Annotated in this window: 22 protein-coding genes and 3 pseudogenes; 10 read left to right on the top strand and 15 right to left on the bottom strand. The window is 61.1% G+C overall.

Annotation, left to right across the window (positions count from 1 at the left end; genetic code table 11):
* The first annotated feature begins 41 nt into the window (after positions 1–41).
* The 3 genes from NL154_RS12165 (at position 42) to NL154_RS12155 (ending at position 2193) form a co-directional block, all read left to right on the top strand.
* Entirely contained in the window at positions 42–863 is an 822-nt protein-coding gene (locus tag NL154_RS12165; protein ID WP_221122696.1) for a helix-turn-helix transcriptional regulator, read from the top strand.
* A gap of 184 nt (positions 864–1047) precedes the next feature.
* Complete coding sequence (locus tag NL154_RS12160) at positions 1048–1377, top strand: hypothetical protein (RefSeq protein ID WP_311043516.1); 330 nt, start codon at positions 1048–1050, stop codon at positions 1375–1377.
* A gap of 309 nt (positions 1378–1686) precedes the next feature.
* Entirely contained in the window at positions 1687–2193 is a 507-nt protein-coding gene (locus NL154_RS12155) for a GNAT family N-acetyltransferase (protein ID WP_221153483.1), read from the top strand.
* Positions 2194–2333: 140 nt separating this feature from the next.
* Here NL154_RS12155 and dapB read toward each other — a convergent pair whose 3' ends face one another.
* Together dapB and NL154_RS12145 are read right to left on the bottom strand one after the other, a co-directional pair.
* Positions 2334–3137: a 4-hydroxy-tetrahydrodipicolinate reductase gene (gene dapB / locus NL154_RS12150; protein ID WP_210630899.1), complete on the bottom strand. Its 804-nt coding sequence runs from the start codon at positions 3135–3137 to the stop codon at positions 2334–2336.
* A gap of 144 nt (positions 3138–3281) precedes the next feature.
* Complete coding sequence (locus tag NL154_RS12145; RefSeq protein WP_210630900.1) at positions 3282–3497, bottom strand: hypothetical protein; 216 nt, start codon at positions 3495–3497, stop codon at positions 3282–3284.
* A gap of 306 nt (positions 3498–3803) precedes the next feature.
* Between NL154_RS12145 and NL154_RS12140 the strand changes: the two genes are divergently transcribed.
* A complete protein-coding gene (locus NL154_RS12140) occupies positions 3804–4277 on the top strand; it encodes a VOC family protein (RefSeq protein WP_210630901.1) in 474 nt (157 codons plus the stop codon).
* A 39-nt stretch (positions 4278–4316) separates the two neighbouring features.
* Here the strand turns inward: NL154_RS12140 and NL154_RS12135 are convergent.
* From NL154_RS12135 to NL154_RS12110, 6 genes and pseudogenes are all read right to left on the bottom strand, one after another.
* Positions 4317–4400 (bottom strand): annotated as a pseudogene (locus tag NL154_RS12135) (GFA family protein); the annotation flags it as partial.
* Positions 4401–4406: 6 nt separating this feature from the next.
* The gene (locus NL154_RS12130; protein ID WP_434732730.1) at positions 4407–5183 is read right to left on the bottom strand and encodes a phosphodiester glycosidase family protein; all 777 of its coding nucleotides are present in this window, start codon (positions 5181–5183) and stop codon (positions 4407–4409) included.
* Between the two features lie 22 nt (positions 5184–5205).
* A pseudogene (locus NL154_RS12125) lies at positions 5206–5426 on the bottom strand (4-hydroxybenzoate octaprenyltransferase); the annotation flags it as partial.
* Between the two features lie 367 nt (positions 5427–5793).
* Complete coding sequence (locus NL154_RS12120) at positions 5794–5967, bottom strand: hypothetical protein (protein ID WP_210630903.1); 174 nt, start codon at positions 5965–5967, stop codon at positions 5794–5796.
* Positions 5968–6478: 511 nt separating this feature from the next.
* Positions 6479–7477 carry a DUF808 domain-containing protein gene (locus NL154_RS12115; RefSeq protein ID WP_210630904.1) on the bottom strand — a complete coding sequence of 333 codons (999 nt, stop codon included), beginning with the start codon at positions 7475–7477 and terminating at the stop codon, positions 6479–6481.
* 172 nt (positions 7478–7649) lie between these two features.
* Positions 7650–8525 (bottom strand): hypothetical protein, encoded by an 876-nt coding sequence (locus tag NL154_RS12110; RefSeq protein ID WP_434734092.1) that lies wholly within the window; start codon positions 8523–8525, stop codon positions 7650–7652.
* 95 nt (positions 8526–8620) lie between these two features.
* On the opposite strand from NL154_RS12110, the gene NL154_RS12105 reads away from it, so the two are divergent.
* Positions 8621–9496 carry a bifunctional helix-turn-helix transcriptional regulator/GNAT family N-acetyltransferase gene (locus tag NL154_RS12105; protein WP_434732729.1) on the top strand — a complete coding sequence of 292 codons (876 nt, stop codon included), beginning with the start codon at positions 8621–8623 and terminating at the stop codon, positions 9494–9496.
* Between the two features lie 130 nt (positions 9497–9626).
* Here the strand turns inward: NL154_RS12105 and NL154_RS12100 are convergent, their stop codons facing one another.
* Entirely contained in the window at positions 9627–10280 is a 654-nt protein-coding gene (locus NL154_RS12100) for an O-methyltransferase (RefSeq protein WP_434732728.1), read from the bottom strand.
* A gap of 90 nt (positions 10281–10370) precedes the next feature.
* Between NL154_RS12100 and NL154_RS12095 the strand changes: the two genes are divergently transcribed.
* Complete coding sequence (locus tag NL154_RS12095) at positions 10371–11021, top strand: TetR family transcriptional regulator (protein ID WP_434732727.1); 651 nt, start codon at positions 10371–10373, stop codon at positions 11019–11021.
* A gap of 106 nt (positions 11022–11127) precedes the next feature.
* Here NL154_RS12095 and NL154_RS12090 read toward each other — a convergent pair whose 3' ends face one another.
* Entirely contained in the window at positions 11128–11331 is a 204-nt protein-coding gene (locus NL154_RS12090; RefSeq protein WP_434732726.1) for a hypothetical protein, read from the bottom strand.
* A 380-nt stretch (positions 11332–11711) separates the two neighbouring features.
* Here NL154_RS12090 and NL154_RS12085 point away from each other — a divergent pair, with 380 nt between their 5' ends.
* Both NL154_RS12085 and NL154_RS12080 read left to right on the top strand, forming a co-directional pair.
* Positions 11712–13157 carry a DUF5939 domain-containing protein gene (locus NL154_RS12085; RefSeq protein WP_434732725.1) on the top strand — a complete coding sequence of 482 codons (1446 nt, stop codon included), beginning with the start codon at positions 11712–11714 and terminating at the stop codon, positions 13155–13157.
* A gap of 110 nt (positions 13158–13267) precedes the next feature.
* The gene (locus NL154_RS12080; protein ID WP_434732724.1) at positions 13268–13534 is read left to right on the top strand and encodes a hypothetical protein; all 267 of its coding nucleotides are present in this window, start codon (positions 13268–13270) and stop codon (positions 13532–13534) included.
* 116 nt (positions 13535–13650) lie between these two features.
* Here NL154_RS12080 and NL154_RS12075 read toward each other — a convergent pair whose 3' ends face one another.
* Positions 13651–14292: a dihydrofolate reductase family protein gene (locus NL154_RS12075; protein ID WP_221157888.1), complete on the bottom strand. Its 642-nt coding sequence runs from the start codon at positions 14290–14292 to the stop codon at positions 13651–13653.
* Between the two features lie 89 nt (positions 14293–14381).
* On the opposite strand from NL154_RS12075, the gene NL154_RS12070 reads away from it, so the two are divergent.
* Positions 14382–14903, top strand: coding sequence for a winged helix-turn-helix transcriptional regulator (locus NL154_RS12070; protein WP_210630910.1), 522 nt, complete (start codon positions 14382–14384; stop codon positions 14901–14903).
* A gap of 13 nt (positions 14904–14916) precedes the next feature.
* Here NL154_RS12070 and NL154_RS12065 read toward each other — a convergent pair.
* Both NL154_RS12065 and NL154_RS12060 read right to left on the bottom strand, forming a co-directional pair.
* A pseudogene (locus NL154_RS12065) lies at positions 14917–15204 on the bottom strand (GNAT family N-acetyltransferase); the annotation flags it as partial.
* A gap of 139 nt (positions 15205–15343) precedes the next feature.
* Complete coding sequence (locus NL154_RS12060) at positions 15344–15832, bottom strand: BA14K family protein (RefSeq protein ID WP_210631606.1); 489 nt, start codon at positions 15830–15832, stop codon at positions 15344–15346.
* Between the two features lie 386 nt (positions 15833–16218).
* On the opposite strand from NL154_RS12060, the gene NL154_RS12055 reads away from it, so the two are divergent.
* Positions 16219–17199: a hypothetical protein gene (locus NL154_RS12055; RefSeq protein ID WP_434732723.1), complete on the top strand. Its 981-nt coding sequence runs from the start codon at positions 16219–16221 to the stop codon at positions 17197–17199.
* 143 nt (positions 17200–17342) lie between these two features.
* Here NL154_RS12055 and NL154_RS12050 read toward each other — a convergent pair whose 3' ends face one another.
* Both NL154_RS12050 and NL154_RS12045 read right to left on the bottom strand, forming a co-directional pair.
* Positions 17343–17558, bottom strand: coding sequence for a hypothetical protein (locus tag NL154_RS12050; RefSeq protein ID WP_210630913.1), 216 nt, complete (start codon positions 17556–17558; stop codon positions 17343–17345).
* 189 nt (positions 17559–17747) lie between these two features.
* The gene (locus NL154_RS12045; protein ID WP_405047651.1) at positions 17748–17981 is read right to left on the bottom strand and encodes a hypothetical protein; all 234 of its coding nucleotides are present in this window, start codon (positions 17979–17981) and stop codon (positions 17748–17750) included.
* Positions 17982–18021 lie beyond the last annotated feature (40 nt).

Here is an 18021-nt window from a genome sequence, read left to right as displayed (position 1 = left end):
CTGGCCGCCATGGAGGAAAGCTGCAGCTGGATTTTTCGCTCATGACACAAGCCGAGGCCATCTATCGATCTCCCCTTGCCGCCGCCGGCGGGCTTGCCGTGGCCGGCAGCGGCAGGCAACATGCGCGCCATGCCGTCAAGGACAGGAAGCTGCCGAGTTTTGCAGCCGTGCTGGTGGAGCGCGGGCAGGGGTTTCTCGAAACCGCTGCAGGCGGGCGCCAGCCCGTGGAGGGGCCGGCGCTCTTCTGGCTGTTTCCGAACCGCCCGCACTCCTATGGGCCTGACGAAGGCGGATGGGATGAGCGCTGGGCGCTGTTTGAAGGTTCGTTCACGCGCGATTTCGTGCGGATGCGGCTGGTTGACGAGCGCCATCCCCTCGTGACTCTGCGCCATATCGAGGAGGTGGTGCGGCTCTTCGCGCAGTTGCATGCTGATCTCATCGACGACAGCCATCTCGGACAGGCCTCGGCGGCATTGGCGCTCCATCGCATCGTCATCACCGCTGCGCGGCAGGCGAGCGCTGCGGCAGGTCGCAAAGGCGAGGGCGCGACTGGGGATCTCGTCGAGACGTTGCGGGGCAGGGCGCTGCAGCCGCTCGACCTTGCCTCGTTTGCCGCCGAGCATGGCATATCTCCCGCGACGCTGCGGCGGAAATTTATCGCCGAAACGGGCATGCCGCCCAAGGACTTCCAGCTTCGGGCGCGTATGGACCAGGCCAAGCAACTGCTCGCCACGTCAGACGAGAAGATCGAAACCGTCGCAGCCATGGTCGGCATCGAAGACCCGTTCTATTTTTCTCGCGTCTTTCGAGAGCGCGAGGGCTGCAGCCCCCGTGAATTCCGGATGCGGTTCAAGCGGGGTTGAGCTGTTGCAGCCATAGGTTCCTCGCCTTTGGCCGGGATGCTGAAGAAATCAAGCAATGCGTGAGGCATTGCGCGATTTTCTCCAATAAAGTTCTATTTCATGCTGTCTATTTTTGAAATTTTCCAGGAATTGCTAAAATCTATTGCCTTCTCTCTAAGTATCCATCAATGATGTGCGAAATATCATTCGCGCTGCTGTCAAGGCCGCTCTGTCGATCAGCGAGGGATGTGCACTGAAATATTTCATTCTCTATGCGCTCGTGTGCTCGGCGGTCGGGATAGTTCTTCTCGTCGTCATCCATCAGATTGCATCGTTTCAGATGGAGAGGCCTGGGGATCAGACGGCCTTCGAACCGGATGATCTGGTCGTGCGGTCGACCCGCGAACCGGCACCGGGGGCGAGCGGCCAGCAACCAACCCAAGGACCATCGGTCCGCACCGATCAATGGGATCTCCGCCCAACCGGCGAGCCGACTGTTCGCAAGGGTGGCAGGGTGGGAACTCCGGCGCAGTGATGGTGCTGTCGTTAGGTTTGTTGCATGGGGACGCTTGTCCTTTGGGCACCTTTGACGGACGCCACTTCCCCTCCCTCATCCCTGTCCTCGGGCCTGACCCGAGGACAGGGATGAGGGAATTGGGAGCAGCGTTCGCGCCCGGTTCTCCCAGCCTCGTTGGTGCGGTGCCCTCCAACCTCCCTCATGACGAGGTTCTCTCGAGCCTTGGCGTGCCGCGACGGGACAACAGAAGCCGAACCCGCCGCTTTCCCGATTGCATCCAATGCAGCCGGCTGCGATGACATATCTCCGATATTCCGGGAGGTGGCGATGGATGCAGGCGGCGTGACGATCAGGCTCATAGGTGGAGACGAGGTGGAGGCTTTTCGGCGTATCCGCCTGGAAGCGCTTCGCGCCGATCCGTCTTCCTTTGCCAGCCGCTACGAAGACTGGGAAATCCTGTCTCTGCAGGAGTGGCGCGATCGGCTGAGCGAACCGGTTTTCATCGCCTTTCAGGAAGGCGAACCCGTCGGCATCATGGGCCTGTTTCGGCAGCGGCCGAGCAAGATGGCCCACCGCGCCACGATCGTCATGGTCTATGTCTGCGCCAAGCTTCGCGGAACGGGCCTTGCCGTCAAACTGCTGGAGACGATTTCCGATCACGCGCGCGATATCGGCATCCGTCAATTGGAACTCTTCGTCAGCGCCGAAAACTCGGCGGCGATGCGGTTCTACCAGCGGCAAGGTTTTGCCGAGATCGGCCGTATCCCCGGCGGCGTGCTGGAGGATGGCAGAGAGATCGACGACGTGATGATGGCGCGGCGGCTGGTGGGTTAGGCCGGGGCCGCGCGGCGGGCCATCCGGCCTCTTGACCTCCAGCAGGATTGGGGTTGCAGGATGCCGCCTGAATCGGAGGCTGCCGTGATGAAAATCCTGATGGAGAGTGTGTCGGTGTAGATTTTGATTCAAGAAGGTGCTCAAGCCTCTTCACTCGGTCTATTCGCGCCTTCTGCCGTCAGGCCCAGCACATCCCGCATGCCATATTCGCCGGGTGCGCGCCCTGCGATCCAGCGGGCGGCGGCAAGCGCGCCGCGGGCGAACATGCCGCGATCGAGAGCCGAATGCGACAGCGTCACGACTTCATCGGCGGCGGCGAACAGGACGCTGTGTTCTCCGACGAGCCCGCCGGCGCGCACGACGGCAAAGCCGATCTCGCCGGGCGGTCGCTGGCCGGTGACGCCGTCACGCCCACGCCGCTCGACGGATGCGAGGGAAACGCCGCGGCCCTCAGCGGCTGCTTCGCCGAGCATCAGCGCCGTACCGGATGGTGCATCGATCTTTCTGTTGTGGTGGGCTTCGAGGATTTCGATGTCCCAGCCATGCGCGGGAAGAGCGCGCGCAGCCTGGGCGACGAGGCCGACCAGCATGTTGACGCCAATGGAGAAGTTGCCGGAGCGCAGGATCGGAATCGTTCGGGCGGCGGCTGCGATCCGTTGGATCTCATTCGGCTCGAAACCTGTCGCTCCGATCACCAGGGCCGGCCCGCCTGACGAGGCGCAGAGGCCGGCGAGTTCGGCGGCGGCATTTCCCGTCGTGAAATCCAGGATCACGTCGGCGGCTGCGATTGCGGCCGCACGGTCGATCAGCCCTTCACCGGCGGAGCCGGGACGGCCGATACCGCCGATGACCGCAAAAGCCGGATCGGCCGCGAGCAGCGGCAGTATGGTGCGACCCATGCGGCCGTTCGCGCCGGCGACGGCTATTTTGACAGGTGAGCTCACTTGTTTTCCTTGACTGGCATATTTCCGATGGAGCGGCCGCTTGCATCCGGCATTCGCGCCGGAACGGCATTCTGCACCTACCGCACTTGCGCTCCCGGCGCAAAGCAGGGGATTTGTTGCCACCGTCCCTGTGAACGCCTGGCCTTACCAGTTGCCGGGATCGGCGGTGTGATCGATGCTGGCGAATTCATCAGCCTTGTTCCGGTCGAGATTTATCTCCGTGGTCGCCTTCTTCTCGTCGGTGACCGAGTAGCGGTCAGGGACCGGTCCCTTCGAAAGTTCCTGATACAGGAGCAAGGCTGCCTCCTCGGCGGTATCGGCGTCGATCTCGCGGGTGAGGGTAACGGTGAACTTGTGCATTGGCTTCGTACCTTTCAATCGGCGCGCAGACGATGCGCAGCCTGCACAGTCTGACACGCTTTGCGGCCGGACACAGCAAGCGATGGTTCCAGATCTTTATGGATGTCGTGGCGCCGGAGCCGCCGTCAAGCCAGGCATCGATATGCATCCGCGATCTGCGCGTATCGCCTGCGCGGCGATCGCCTTCGCCGGGTGCGTGGATCAAGCCGAACAAGGCCCTCGCCGAAATAAGCTGTATGGGCTGGAGAAAGGCGGTTTCCCTCTTATTTGAACAGGAATTGCAAACCAAGAGGGAAGGACCGCATAATGGCAAAAAACACGATCTGCCTATGGTACAACAAAGACGCCGAGGATGCCGCCCGCTTTTATGCTGCGACTTTTCCCGACAGCGCGGTGGGTGCTGTCACTCGGGCGCCGGGAGATTATCCTGACGGCAAACAGGGAGACGTTTTGGTTGTTGAATTCACCGTCGCGGGTATTCCTTGCATCGGTCTGAACGGCGGCCCTGCATTCAAACACAGTGAAGCCTTCTCGTTTCAAATCGCCACGGAGGATCAGGAAGAAACCGATCGCTACTGGAACGCCATCGTCGGTAATGGCGGCCAGGAAAGCGAGTGTGGCTGGTGCAAGGACAAATGGGGTCTGTCCTGGCAGATCACCCCCCGCGTCCTCTCAGAAGCGCTCTCGGCGGGTGGTGATCAGGCAAAGCGTGCTTTTGACGCGATGATGACGATGAGAAAGATCGATGTCGCGGCGATCGAGGCGGCTCGGCGCGGTTGAGGCGCCATTGCCTGCCCGAGGCCGACAGGTGCCAGCCTGTCAGAACCAGAGATCGCGTACGCAGCGCCCGTCGGAGGGAAGGTCTTTGAATGTGTCCAGCCCGTCGAAATGATCGATGGGGAGATCAGCTTATTCCACAAGTCCGAAAATGGGGCCGTAGCCGCCGTGCCAGGACCAGTCGTTGCGGCCCAATGCCGGATAGTAAAGCCCAACACCTCGTCCGCCATCGAGGAACAAGGCGTCGGCGCATTGCAGCCGGTCCCGGAAGAGCCGTGCGAAATCGTGGAAATTGACCCTGTCTTCACTGATTGCGAAGCGAACCACGCCGTCCGCGCAAACGCCGACCCCGCTCCGGCGGGTTCGATCTGTCGATGCGAAGATGAAGATCGGATTCAGCTTTCCCGCGATGACGAGCATCGGGCCGGACTGCGTGGCGAACCGCACTTTTAGGGCACGCGTCAGAAATTCATCGGTCGGAAGTATGCCGGCGCCTGCTTCACCGAGAAAGAACACGCCGCTCGGTTTCTTGTAGAAATTCGGGACCTGACCGGGGGCGCCTCCCGTCTCTGTGGTATTGGCGGGTTTCAATTCCGTGGCGTTTTCGACGTACAGCCCCATCGGCGAAAAATCGGCTCGGTACATTCCGGCATTGACGGCCAGTACCAGCGTTTTCCCCTCGGTGCGAAGGGCTTCGGCAAGGCTCGAAAAAGTGCGGTATGGCGCGCCATCGGCGCCCTTCCAGAACAGGCGCAGGTCGGCCTTTCCTCCTTCCAGCGTGCAGACGACATATTTTGCCGCTTCGAAGGTTTCCGGTTCGCATGGCTCGGCATACGCCTGATGTCCGGACGCCATCGCTGCTGCCAGCATCATGGCCGCGGCGAGCACGCCTTGTTTTAGATCGATCATTCGCATTTCGTCCTCGAACCGCTCACCATGTGCCCGCCAACGCGGTGCCGGCGAGCAGCACGCCGGTCAGGATATTGGCGAGGAACAGGCGAAATTCAGATCCGGGCGGGCAAGGTCTAACCGCCGCGTCTGCCAGAAAAAATGGGCGATCATCAGCATCCCGACCGCAGATGGCGGCGGCATCTCCAACAGCCAGCCCCCGAGCGACCACGCCCCAACCGCCAGAGCATAGAACAGGCCAATCTGCGCCAGCCGCGTGTATGGCCGCCACGCGGCCGGTAACCGGCGATCCCCCCAGTCGCCATGGTGGGATGTCGCCGAGATCCGGGCGGCCGAGAGTCGTCATGTTGTGGCCTGAAATTCCTATCGCAAACTCTGGAATGCCTCAGCTTTTCATCGCATCGGCGGCGACCAGAATAGGAATTTTTGCAAGTACGGCAACGTCTCGCCCCTCCGTGAGACCTCCGTTGCGAGAACGAAAGCTGCGCGGCTTACTTCTTTTCTCTCCGGCGGGGAGAGGCGCCTATCGGGCAGATAAGGGTGAAGAGTATTCGACGGGCGCCTTGAGCATAAGCGAAGGGCACAGACATCCCGAAATTCCGAGACATTCCTACCAGGCGGTGCGGGCGGTCCCGAGTGCTGTCGTGTGAGACGACGTGACGTATGCGACGTACGTCTTGAGCGACACGACGCAGTTTCCGGGATAGCTGAGTTTGTGCAACGTCAAGTGTTTCAGCAACGCATCGGCATTGCGCTTTTCGGTTAGCGGAAATGTCATCGTCATGCGAGTTCTCCAACGAACAGACCGAGCATCGGCAGAAGTAATGGTTAGATTCTTTTGCGTCGCAATAAGAAAGTTTTAATCCCAAAATTAAAATCGATTAGCCCTGCGTCGGCGATTTTTAAAATCGTTTGAAATGGCATAGCCTTTCCATGGGAACCTTAGCTGTCCTGGGCGTGAGCGAGAATCCCGGAGTACGGCTCCCCCCGGAAGCAGAGCCGAAACGCTGAAATGATGGAACTGACGGGGCGCAGCAAGGCGACAGGCTTGCCGATCGCTTCGGAGAGGATGGCGGCGGTTTCGGCACCCGCTCACTGGGCGGAGCAGAACATGGACGCAATCTTTGCGGCGCAGCATGCTTACGATGAAAGGGACACTGGTTGATGGTGCCGGCACTTCGAAGCATCTGGTTGCGCCGCGCCGCAGGGCTGGTTCGCGCCAAGGAAGATTTGCGAGCCATCATGGCGCCTTCTGCACAACGCGTGATGTCGCCGCAACATCTGCTGTCACTCGCTTACGCGGTCCTCATCCTGCGCAGGCGTGCTGCGCACCACCGCCATGCAGGCGCAACGACGTAGCCGACGGCCGGGATGGCTGCAAGGCCGAGGAGGATGCCGACGAGACCTGAGCCGACAGCTTGGACCAGCCAGGAAACCACGCCGCCAACGGCCGGCATTGCATGCGCGGCGCCTTCTCCGGCATCGTGGAGCAGATGGCTCAGCCAGGCAAAGCCAAAGCCTTCGGCGCCGTGCACAATGATGCCGCCGCCGACCCAGATCATCGCCGCCGTCCCGATGAGACCCAGTACCTTGAGAAGATAGGGCATGCCCCGCACAAGGCCGCGCCCGAGCAAGCGCGGGAACGCGCCTGTCCGCGAGCGGGAAGAGCGCTGGGCAAGCCAGAGGCCGAAGTCGTCCGCCTTCACGATCAAGGCGACGACGCCGTAAACAGCAGCCGTGATCAGAGAGCCGACCAGCGCGAGGACCAGCGCCTGCATCGCCAGACCCGACTCCGACAGCGAGCCGAGGGTGATCGCCATGATCTCGGCCGAGAGGATGAAATCGGTTCTGATGGCGCTCGCGACCCTTTCGTCCTCGAAGGTTCTGGGGTCGACGCTGATCGTCTCGAGGGCGTTCTCGTGGGCATGGGCCGCGTGCGGCACGACGAGTTCGTAGACCTTTTCGGCGCCTTCGTAGCAAAGGTAGAGCCCACCGAGCATGAGCAGCGGCGTCACTGCCTGCGGCATGAGAAGGCTGAGGACGAGTGCGGCCGGCAGGAGGAACACCAGTTTGTTCTTGAGAGAACCAATGGCGATTTTTGCGATGATCGGCAGTTCGCGTGCCGCCGAGAGGCCGGTCACGTAACGCGGCGTGACGGCTGCGTCGTCGATCACGACGCCGGCGGCTTTGGCGCCGGCTCTGCCCGCCTGGGCGACTACGTCGTCCAGAGAAGCGGCGGCCGCCTTTGCAAGCACTGCGACATCATCAAGGAGGGCAATCAGGCCGACACTCACAAGCAAACCTCTCATTCAGGGACAATGGCTGGCAAGAATATCCAATCGGGCGACAGCCGGGAAGGGCGCCTCTTCCGATGGTTGGTGGTGCCTGATCAAAAGGTCAGGCATCACCCCGGCGGGACGGAGTACATGGCGTAGGGGGATTTCCTGCCGTGTGCAAGCGAGCCGCTCATTCAATCTGGATATGCATATGGTCATCATGACGCGCGGCTCGGCAGCCCTGGAAGCGGACATGGGCATCGGTGATGCCAAGCGCATTCTTCAGATGCGGCTCGATGAAGATCTTCTGCAGGTCAAAGCGTGCGACGCCTACCGTCGTCAGCCAGGCGATCGCTGCCGCGGTGTGCTGCTCCTCGATCCCATAGACAGGGAAGAGAGGCTGCAGGGTATCAAAATCCCAACGCGTGGTGAGCCAGTCGTGGCGACCCGCGCAGGGTAGTTCGTCGCCCGGGGCAGGCTCCTCGAAGGCAAAATAGCCGATCGGGGAGCGTGTGGCGCCGTTCAGGAAGGCGCCGTCGGCATCTTTGTAATAATAGGCGAAATCGAGCTTCTTGCCGTCGGCATGAGAGAGATGCGGCAGCAGCGGAAAACCGTTGACGAAGGGAAAGTTTGCATCCAGCGCGACGGTAACGGTACCGGGAAACTGCTTATCCATGTGGGCGGCGAGTGCCCCTGCCAGATCGCGCAGTTCAGGCGTCACGTAGTTGCGGTTGAGCGCGCAGTAGATTGGCGAGCGGATGACCAGCGGATCGGCGGTGCCGGCGAAGCAGGAAAGCGGAACCCGGCCGAATGTGGGTGCGGTGAGGTGCGCGACGAAGGTGGCGCCGGCGTAGAGAAGCAGAAAGAGCGCGAGGCTGGCCGCAAATCGGCGCAGGCGCAAGGCGCGTGCGACGGCAAGCGTTATCAAATAGGCGAGGCCGCCGATCTGGGTGAGCAGCGTCAGAATGATGACGATCAGAGCGTGGAGGATAAAGCGGAGCACGGGGCAGCCCTGTGGAGGGGAAGTTGCATTGCCATACGTGAGGGAGGGAGTGAGGATACGCAAGACGGTCGGCGCACCCGGCTGACACTTCGAGCACTTCGGGTCCATTTTGGCAGCCGGAATTGACAGCGGAATTTATCTGACTTAAGTCAGATAATATGGCTTGCGATCCTGTCGCCCGCGTCCGTCGCTTCAACCGCGCCGTCACCTCCGAAGTCGGCGCTCTGGATACGTCTTTCCTTGGACGCGGTCGTCCGCTCGGTGCTGCTCGCGTCCTCAATTCGATCGGTCGTGGCCAATCGGATGTTGCGGCAATCCGCAATTATCTCGGTCTTGACTCGGGCCTGATGAGCCGTCTGCTGCGCGGGCTGGAGGAGGAGGGGCTGATCGAGACCATCCCGAACGATCGCGATGCCCGTCGCCGCATCACCAGGTTGACCAGCACCGGCGAGTGCGAGTTTCAGGCTTATGAAGCACTTTCCAATGCCCAGGCCGAAGCGTTTCTGGCGCGTCATCGCCGCCCGGACGAACTCCTGCGCGCCATGGATATGGTCGCCTGCTCGCTTGGACGCGACCAGATCGTGCTGGAGGAGAAAGATCCTCGGCACGACGATGCCCGCTATTGCCTGAACGAATATTACGGCGAACTCGCACGCCGTTTCGACAAGGGTTTCGACGTCTCGCTTTCCCGCGATCCTGACGCCAAGGACATGATCCGCCCGCGCGGCGCGTTCCTGGTCGCGATGTCCGACGGCCTGCCGATCGGTTGTGTCGGGTTGAAGGGCAGTGGCGGCAAGGTGGCGGAGATCAAGAGGCTCTGGGTCGCCCCTTCCGCGCGTGGCCTCGGGATGGCAAAACGGCTTATGTCGGCTGCCGAGACGATCGCCCGCGAGTTGTCCATCCGGCTCCTGCGTCTGGATACCAACAGCGTTCTTGCCGAGGCGCAGCAGCTCTATCGCGGTACCGGCTGGACCGAGATCGAGCGGTTCAATGACGATCCATATCCGGATACGTTCTTCGAAAAAAGTCTTTGAGCGGGACCAGCTTTGTCCTGAGATGGCTGCGTTGGTGCTGTGCGACGCTTGTGCGCGGCGGCGCGGCCTCACCGTTGATGGCGTTGCGGGACATCCAAGGGTGAGGGCGCGAAGCCTGTTGCGAATATCCTCAGACGCGCATCGACAGCTCGATGTCCTCTTCGAACGGGACGGAGAGATAGCCAGCGGCGGCGGAGCGAACGCGGGCGAGATATTCGGGACTGAGGTCGGCATTGTCAGCGACGATGAGGGCACCCGGTCGAAGTCGGTCTTCTACCAGCTCCAGGATGTCACGATAGAGGCCCTTGGCGCCGTCGAGAAACAGGAGGTCGATGGTATCAGGAAGATCGGTGCCGAGGGTGTGGAGGGCATCTCCCTCACGGGTTTCGACAAGGTCGATGAGGCCGCCAGCCGTCAAGTTTTCGCGCGCCCGCCTCAGTTTCGACGGTTCGCACTCGCTGGTGATCAGCCGGCCGCCGCCATTGTCGCGCAGTGCTGCAGCAAGGTGGAGGGTCGAGATGCCGAAGGATGTGCCGAACTCGATGATCGTTTGAGCACGGCAGCTGCGCGCCAGCATGTAGAGCAGCGTGCCGGCCTCGCGCGAGACCGGAAGCCAGAGATCCCTCAGTCGCCCGTAAAGGTCGAGATATTCCGTTTTGCTGCTGATCAGGCGCATCCTCTCCTCGCTGGAAAGCTCGGATATGGCGGGGCTCGTCGCCGCAGCGGCTTCTTCGAACAGGCGGTGGAGGAGAGGCGCGAGCGGCGCGGTGGTGAGTGTCGTCATTGGAGGGCTCCTTGGAATGATGAGTTCTTGCGCTGGGTGAAAAATACGAATAATCCCTCGCATTTTCCAATCGCATTGCGGAGCACTGCCATGAGCGACCGGCCAAGTCCCCGGATTTCTTCACGAAAGCAGCCGAAGCAGGCTCGCTCGACGGAGCTCGTGGCGGCGATCCTCGATGCTGCTGCTCAGGTTTTGGCGCGGGAGGGAGCCCATCGCTTCACCACGGCGAGGGTAGCGGAGAGGGCGGGCGTCAGTATCGGTTCGCTCTACCAATATTTCCCCAACAAGGCGGCAATCCTCTTCCGGCTGCAGAGCGACGAATGGCGGCAGACGAACGGCATGCTCGCCGATATTCTTGCCGATGCACAACGACCGCCGTTCGAACGGCTGCGCAGCCTTGTTCACGCCTTTCTTCGCTCCGAGTGTGAGGAGGCGGCGATGCGAGTGGCGCTTCACGACACAGCGCCGCTCTATCGCGATGCGCCGGAGGCGCAGGCGGCGAGGGCGTCGGGAGACCGCATCATCGGGCTGTTCATGGAGGAGGTGCTGCCATCGGTCTCGGAGGCAAGCCGGGCACTTGCCGGTGACCTGATCGTCACGACGCTTGCCACGGTGGGCAAGCAGTTCTCGGAGGCTCCCCGAAGCTTGAGCGAGATCGAATCCTACGCCGAAGCCATGGCCGAGATGTTCGCAGCCTACCTTGAAAAGCTCGAATCCGGCCGGGACACTGTGAACTCCTAACAAAGGACCGCATCACGGCAATGAGAGGCTTTCTGCGAGCCGCCCACGGATTATCGCAACCCTATCACGGCGCAGGGGGCAGCCCTGATGGACCGATTTCTGCTTTCTACTGATGGTCCAACTGCTTCGACAGTTCGACAAAAAGCCCGTCCTGGGCGATGTCCATCTGAACGAGATCGATGGCAACGGTGATGGCGCGGCGTCCTTCGATGCTGTCGATATCGAGCTTTTTCTCGCAGCACCATTGCCGAACGGCATCGGTGACGATGGTTATTTGGCTGTCGTCGAGTGAAATAAGCGACAAGAGCATCTTCGTACCCTGTATGAAGCGGCAAGAGCACGGCGGTCTCAAAAGCGGTCGTGCCGATGATCCGATGGGCCGATGACGCGTACTCTACGCTCATTCTGCAGCAATGCCACAGCTATTTGGACACGCTTGGTTGACGACAAGTCGAGAACAGGACTGCCGAGCGTTCTGGTCCGCTGACGCAGGTAGGATGTCGCAGACAGCGAATGCCGAGATTGGGCGATGTCGAGCGGGAAAAGCTTCTGAAACCCTGGCGTCGCCTTACCGGGCTAATCCGTAAGACTTCTGCTTGGCCAGGCTCCGTTTGATCCGCCCGGACGAGCGTCTGTTATAATCGCGGCGATCCCGGTCGCATGGACCGGCCGAACTTTGCGAGGCGTCAGATGACTGACGTTCAGGAACGGCTCCTTGAGAGCAAGATGACCGAGATCCGGCAGGCTCGGTCCTGGAGTCCGCGGGGCATCGCCAAATTCGAAAGCCTGATCCGCAGCGGTGACGATCTGTCCCTCTACCGCATCAACCCGCTGGCTTTCGCGCACGACGGCGCCATTTCGGAGGCGGAAAGCATCGATCTCTTTCTCCATGCGACGCGCAGCGGTTTGTTCGAGATGCGCTGGGACGTCGTGTGTCCCCAATCCGGAATGGTGCTCGACAGTTTCGGCGCCTTGAGAACGCTGAAGACGCACTATGTCTGCGGCCTGTGCGACGTCTCCGGCGAAACCGACCTCGACGATTTCATCGAGGTCACCTTCACAGTGTCGCCGCAACTGCGCCGGCTGTCTTTTCACGATCCGGGCTCGCTCTCGATAGAGGATTTTCACTGGAAGGCACGGTTTCTCAGCGATGCTCGACTGCCCGGTCAGCAGGTCCGCTTTCTCGATGTCCTGAAAGGGCTGGTGCGCGGCCTTTCCTTCCTCGCGCCGGGTTCAGTCACGACGATCAGGGCTGAACTCGGCCCAGGTGCGCTCGCCGGCATCAATGTAGAGACCCAGGCGAGCTTTGCGCTGCCGGTGGCAGGCGAGCCCGTTGCGGCGCCGGCACTCCTCCGGATCGGGTATGACGGGCGGTGTTTTTGCCCTTCGTCCTCAGCGGTTCGGCCCGGTCCGGTCATCGTCGAAGTCGAGAACTCGGCTGCCGTGCGCGGCTCGCTGCTTCTCATCAACTGGCCGACCGAGATTCTGGCGCAGACCACCAAGCCTGTTCTCGATTTCGATCCTTACATGTCGGGCGGGATGCTGCTTGCGCGCCAGACCTTTCGGCGGCTGTTTCGCTCCGAATGCGTTGATGAAAGGGAGGGCCTCGGCATCCGCCAGGTGACGCTTCTGTTCACCGATCTCAAGGGTTCGACCGCGATGTACGAGCGGCTCGGCGATCTCAATGCCTATGCACTGGTGCGTGAACATTTCGCCCTGCTCGGCGCCACGGTGCAGGAGCATTCGGGCGCAATCGTCAAGACGATCGGAGACGCGGTGATGGCGGCCTTCTCCCGCCCGAGCGACGCCATCTCGGCTGCTCTGCATATGCTTGAAGAAATCGAGCGCTTCAACGGCGAGCATGGCGATCCCAGCATCATCCTGAAGATCGGGGCCCATTGCGGTCCGTCGATCGCCGTGACCTTGAACGACAACCTCGATTATTTCGGGCAGACCGTCAATGTCGCGGCACGGGTGCAATCATTGGCCGAGGCCGGCGAGATCTGTCTATCCGAAGCCCTGTTTTCGGCGCCTGACGTCAGCCGGCTGCTCTCCGGACACAGGGCGGTCGCCTTCGAGGCTCCGCTTCGGGGCGTCGAAGGGATGGCATGCGTCTACCGGGTGATGCCGGGGTAATCTCACGTCCTTGATTTATGCATGACTTCATCCCGCGCCGCGGCACCTTCTTGGGCACATGCATTTCACCATTTGCAACGGGCAATGCTGCCCAGAAGGAGGAGAATACGATGTTGAAACGCACAGCTGCAGCCATCGTTGTCGCCGCCGCATCCGCATTGCCTGTCCTTGCACAGGATGCGATGATGAAATGCGACGAGGCGTCGATGATGAAAATGCAGTCCGACATGGACGCCATGACCGATCCGACCATGAAGGAAAAGAAGGAAATGGCGTCCAAGGAGATGATGATGGCCAAGGATTCCATGACGGCCAACAAGATGGACGACTGCAAGATGCACATGGAAAACGCCCTGAAAAGCATGGGCAAAATGTGACGCCGTTGACACCGGGCGAGACGGCCTTGCACAGCCGCCTCGTCCAGGCGGCGGGATGAATGTGTTTCCGGCGGCGCTCGCGCCGGAGAGATCGCCGGACTGAACCGGCGGCTCGGTTATTTCGCCAGCACGAGATGCGTGGCTTTTTCGCTGGCGACATGCTCGGTGACGCGGAAGCCCAGCGCAGGAAGATCGATGCCTGCAAACATCGCTTCGCCCTTGCCGAGCACGACGGGCGAGACGGCGAAATGCAGCTCGTCGACCAGACCCGCCTGCAGATATTGGCGGACGGTCGCCACTCCGCCGCCGATCTTCACATCCTTATCGCCGGCCGCCGCCTTCGCCTGCTTGAGCGCCTCGTGAATGCCGCCGGTGACGAAGTGGAAGGTGGTGCCCCCCTCCATGACGAGCGGTTCGCGTGGATAATGGGTGAGGATATAGGTCGGCGCGTGATAAGGCGGGTTCGGCCCCCACCAGCCTTTCCAGGCATCGTGGGGCCATTCGCCGCGGATCGGGCCGAACATGTTGCGCCCGAGAATGAAGGCGCCGAAATTGGCCATGGCGCGGGACGCATAATCCTCGTCGATGCCTGTGGAACCGTCGTCCTTACCCATCATCGCGCGGAAGGTGCGCGTGTGGAAGAACCACTGAAACATTTCCGATCCGCGCTTTCCGAGCGGATCATTCAGGCCCTGCTCCGGCCCGGCGCCGAAGCCATCCACGGAAACGGAAAAACCCGCGACGCGCACCTTGGACATGCTTTCCTCCATCTGATTGCGAATTGAAACTAGTTGTTATCTCGCACAAGTGATCCTATAATGCAACTGGTTTCTGCAGGAGATGCTTCGTGGATATAGAATTGCGGTCCGGCTGTCCGATCAACCTGACGATGGAGGTGCTGGGCGACCGATGGAGTCTGATTATCATCCGCGACATCATGTTCGGCAACCGCCGGCATTTCCGCGATCTGCTCAATCATTCGGAGGAGGGGATCGCCTCCAATATCCTGGCGGCGCGGCTGAAGCGGCTGCTCTCGCTCGGCTTCATCAGCAAGCGGGACGATCCGAGCCACAGCCAGAAAGCAATCTACAGCCTGACGGAGCCGGCGATCCAGCTCGTTCCCCTCTTCGCCATGATCGGCGCCTGGGGCAGGCGTCACCTGCCGGTGAGCGAGGATCTCAGCATCCGCGCCGAGTTGCTGGAAGAGGGCGGTCAGCCGCTCTGGGACGAATTCATGGAGGATCTCCGGCAGATCCACATCGTTGATCCGATCGGCGGGGCGAACGGGACAGTGACCTCGCCGGTGCTGACGCGATTGACGGCGGCGTTTCTGGAGGTGCGGGAGAAGATGGCGGCTGAGGTGGCGTGATTTAGGCGAAGGGCATGTTGCCGTAGAATTCGCCGTCCCAAATCCAGAAGAGAAGGACTGTCAGCAGCGGTCCCGACACAATGCGCGGTTTGCCGCCGACATTGAGATCGTCGAGGAATTTTGGTCGGTCCTGGCGCAGCCGCTGGAGTTCGCCGCGGATATAGGCTTGATCGCTGGCACGACGGGGATCTGAAGACCAGCCGGCGGCGAGCGCGGCTTCGAAGCCCGTGAGGTTATCCAGTTCGGGCGCAAGCAGGACGACGCGGCTGGCGGGCGGCGTCATGGCGTCTGCTGATGTCATAGATCACCTTGCAGATGCAGCCGTTCGGAAAGATCTTGGGGAAACAAGCACGACAGAGCGCTGATGCGAAGCGTTTCCGTGGCAGCAGAAAGCACCGCATCAACGGGCGGGGCCTTCTCTCAGTACCGGCTGACTGAATTTACTGGCACTGGCGGCGTGGGCCGTAGTTAGGCTGGTAGGTGTTGTCCGAGGCGCGGTACGACCGATAGCGGGCGTAGCAATATTCAGCATGCGAGCTGTAACCACGTGAACTGTAGGCGCCGGACTGCGAGGCGATTATGCCGCCGATGAGGGCGCCTGCCGCCAGGCCGCCGATGATGGCGCCGGTGTTGTCGTGGTGGTGCCAGTGGCGGTGATAACGGTGGTCCCAGCCGTAGCGGTCGTCACGATAGGCGTGACGACCACGGTAGTAACGTCGGTCGCCATAATATCTGGGGCGCTCGCCGTAGTGTGAACAGACGATCGAGAACCTGCTGCAACCGACAGTCATAATTCGAGCATCGGTAGTTGCCTGTGCCGGCTGCGCCGCCTGTTGTACCGGACTCGGCACGAAGTTTGGGCCTGCGGATGCCGGCATTCCGGAGAATGCCGTCCCTATCGACAAAGCAATGATGGCCAATCTTTTCATCTCACTCACCAGGACACATGGAAGGACAACGCGGATTGAGAAAATAAGTTTCATTTGGGAATTCTGAACAGCGACCTATGTGCGTATCCGCTAACGCAATGAGACTGGGCGGCTGTGCTATTGCGATCGTTACGGTGGTAGGGCCGCGCCTCTCTGAAAGCGCGCAACGGACATTATCTCATTTGAGCGGACGCATCAGGTCTTCCAGGCGTCGAGGCGTGGGCGGGGAAATGGGATCTGCTAAGGGATAAGCCTCCCACTCTCGGCCAGGACGACCGGAATTCGCAGGAAGTTCAAATTGCAAGGAGATCTTAAACTGGTTCTTATGGAGCTGCTGCTTCAATACCTGACATGTAACGCGTCACCTTAATGTCAGAAAGACTACCATGCAGCTTTCCAGAATCATCGGCCTTCTCTGTCTATCCACCAGCCTTGCGCTTGCGCCTCTCAACATCGTCTTTACCGATACATCGCCCGCCTTCGCAAAAGGTGGTGGCGGTGGCGGCAACGGCGGTGGCGGTGGTGGTCACGGCGGGGGTGGTGGCGGTGGTGGTAACGGCGGCAGCGGTGGTGGCGGCGGCAGCCATGGCGGCGGCGGTGGAAGCAGCGGCAGCCACAGTGGCGGCAGCAGCAAGAGCGGCGGCGGAAAGGATAGCGCCAGCTCCAGCGGTAAGACGACCGGCAGCCGCAGTGCGAAAACTTCGGGCAAGTCGGTCCAAGCCGGCAAGACGAAAACGACCAAGCAGACCGTCAGCACGAAAGGCGCGGCCAAGAAGACGACTATCGCCGCAGCGCCTGCGACTCGGCCCGCGAAGAAGCCCACGGCGGAACTCGCGGGACTGAATTCGCTGAAGCGCAATTACCACGCGCTGATGAATACCGCAGACCCCAAGATGGCAGCGATTTCGGCCTATGCTACCGCCTATGCGCAATCTGAATTGGCTAATGGCGTTGCGCCGCCCGCGGACGATCCTGTTCTCGGCGACGCCGCTCTGACGGCAGCACTGGCTTCGGCGACCAAGACGGGCACGCTCAGCCCCGAAGCTTTGGCCTGGGCCAAGGATACGCTCGGCATCGGCACGGCTGTCGGCACGATCGATCAGATGAGAGACGCGTTGGCGGCTGCGGCGCCGGTCGCGGAAGAACCGGTGGCGGAGACCCCGACGACGGAGACTCCGGCAACCGAGACTCCGACTGGCGAAACCGCCGAGGGGAGCGAGACGACAGATCCTAGCGCGACCGCAGAAACGCCGGAAGCCGAGACGGGCAGCACGGAAGAATTATCGGGAACGACCGAGTCGGCGCCGGCTGTCGATTCAACCGAAACCTCGGCCACAGCAACGAGTACCGAGGCGACCGGCCTCTAAATCACCGGAAATGGCTAGCGTATCGGCTCGAAATCGGAATAGATTTTCGAGCCGATACATAGATTCAGAGTGTTAGCGCGCCCTTTGTGCGTCTGAAGCGGGGATCATGGGCAGAGGTTTCGCGAGGAAACTGACGCGCGCGGTCAGACGCGCTTCCCACCAGCAAGCAGTCGAAGCTGGTCTTCATCATGCACACCCTGCCGATAAAGCTCGATGATCAGAGCTCCGAGACGATCGGCGTCCCCGCCTGATCTGTCAATATCGAGCCCGCTACACAGGGCTTCATGCACACGCCTGCAAATATCCAGATCTGCGGAGGCGAGTGGTTCGTCACGCGTGCTGAAAAGCTTGTCTGACATCGCAATCAGCCCTTTTGGGATGCCGTGAATCGCTATTGTGCAAAAAGATAATTTCGCAGCCTTTGCTCTGCAAGATGGGCGAACGTCCGAAATCAGAACAATATGGCAGCCACGGCAGGCGCGACGCCAAGGGATCAAGTTGAAATCAATCGGCGCCTCGACCTGATGGAATAGGCGGGGAGAAGATCTCTATTTGGCCGCGGGATCCTTACCGCCCTGCTGCGACAGGCGCAACTCTTTCAGGCGTTTGGTCTTTTCCCGGCGAGCCCGCTGCTCCGCCTCGATGGTTTCCTTTGCGGCTCGCTCGGTATTTTCGAAACGATCCTGACGGTAAGCCTTTGATGAGGGTTCACGTTCTCTTGTCATGGCGGCTAAACGCAAATCGACGAAAACGGTTTCATGATAAAACCGTTTTGCCGAAATGCGGCGCGGCCGGCGGACGCCTTCCCAGCGCCCGGCGACA

This window comes from Rhizobium sp. YTUHZ044, assembly GCF_051123975.1.
Classification (GTDB): Bacteria; Pseudomonadota; Alphaproteobacteria; order Rhizobiales; family Rhizobiaceae; genus Rhizobium.
This window is presented reverse-complemented; position numbering and strand designations above follow the sequence as displayed.

Excerpts from the sequence above, each read along its gene's own strand:
- NL154_RS12165 (WP_221122696.1), top strand. The coding sequence starts at position 42 with ATGACACAAGCCGAGGCCATCTATCGATCTCCCCTTGCCGCCGCCGGC.
- NL154_RS12155 (WP_221153483.1), top strand. The coding sequence starts at position 1,687 with ATGGATGCAGGCGGCGTGACGATCAGGCTCATAGGTGGAGACGAGGTG.
- NL154_RS12145 (WP_210630900.1), bottom strand. The coding sequence starts at position 3,497 with ATGCACAAGTTCACCGTTACCCTCACCCGCGAGATCGACGCCGATACC.
- NL154_RS12140 (WP_210630901.1), top strand. The coding sequence starts at position 3,804 with ATGGCAAAAAACACGATCTGCCTATGGTACAACAAAGACGCCGAGGAT.
- NL154_RS12130 (WP_434732730.1), bottom strand. The coding sequence starts at position 5,183 with ATGATCGATCTAAAACAAGGCGTGCTCGCCGCGGCCATGATGCTGGCA.
- NL154_RS12120 (WP_210630903.1), bottom strand. The coding sequence starts at position 5,967 with ATGACGATGACATTTCCGCTAACCGAAAAGCGCAATGCCGATGCGTTG.
- NL154_RS12105 (WP_434732729.1), top strand. The coding sequence starts at position 8,621 with ATGGCTTGCGATCCTGTCGCCCGCGTCCGTCGCTTCAACCGCGCCGTC.
- NL154_RS12100 (WP_434732728.1), bottom strand. The coding sequence starts at position 10,280 with ATGACGACACTCACCACCGCGCCGCTCGCGCCTCTCCTCCACCGCCTG.
- NL154_RS12095 (WP_434732727.1), top strand. The coding sequence starts at position 10,371 with ATGAGCGACCGGCCAAGTCCCCGGATTTCTTCACGAAAGCAGCCGAAG.
- NL154_RS12090 (WP_434732726.1), bottom strand. The coding sequence starts at position 11,331 with ATGCTCTTGTCGCTTATTTCACTCGACGACAGCCAAATAACCATCGTC.
- NL154_RS12085 (WP_434732725.1), top strand. The coding sequence starts at position 11,712 with ATGACTGACGTTCAGGAACGGCTCCTTGAGAGCAAGATGACCGAGATC.
- NL154_RS12080 (WP_434732724.1), top strand. The coding sequence starts at position 13,268 with ATGTTGAAACGCACAGCTGCAGCCATCGTTGTCGCCGCCGCATCCGCA.
- NL154_RS12075 (WP_221157888.1), bottom strand. The coding sequence starts at position 14,292 with ATGTCCAAGGTGCGCGTCGCGGGTTTTTCCGTTTCCGTGGATGGCTTC.
- NL154_RS12060 (WP_210631606.1), bottom strand. The coding sequence starts at position 15,832 with ATGAAAAGATTGGCCATCATTGCTTTGTCGATAGGGACGGCATTCTCC.
- NL154_RS12055 (WP_434732723.1), top strand. The coding sequence starts at position 16,219 with ATGCAGCTTTCCAGAATCATCGGCCTTCTCTGTCTATCCACCAGCCTT.
- NL154_RS12050 (WP_210630913.1), bottom strand. The coding sequence starts at position 17,558 with ATGTCAGACAAGCTTTTCAGCACGCGTGACGAACCACTCGCCTCCGCA.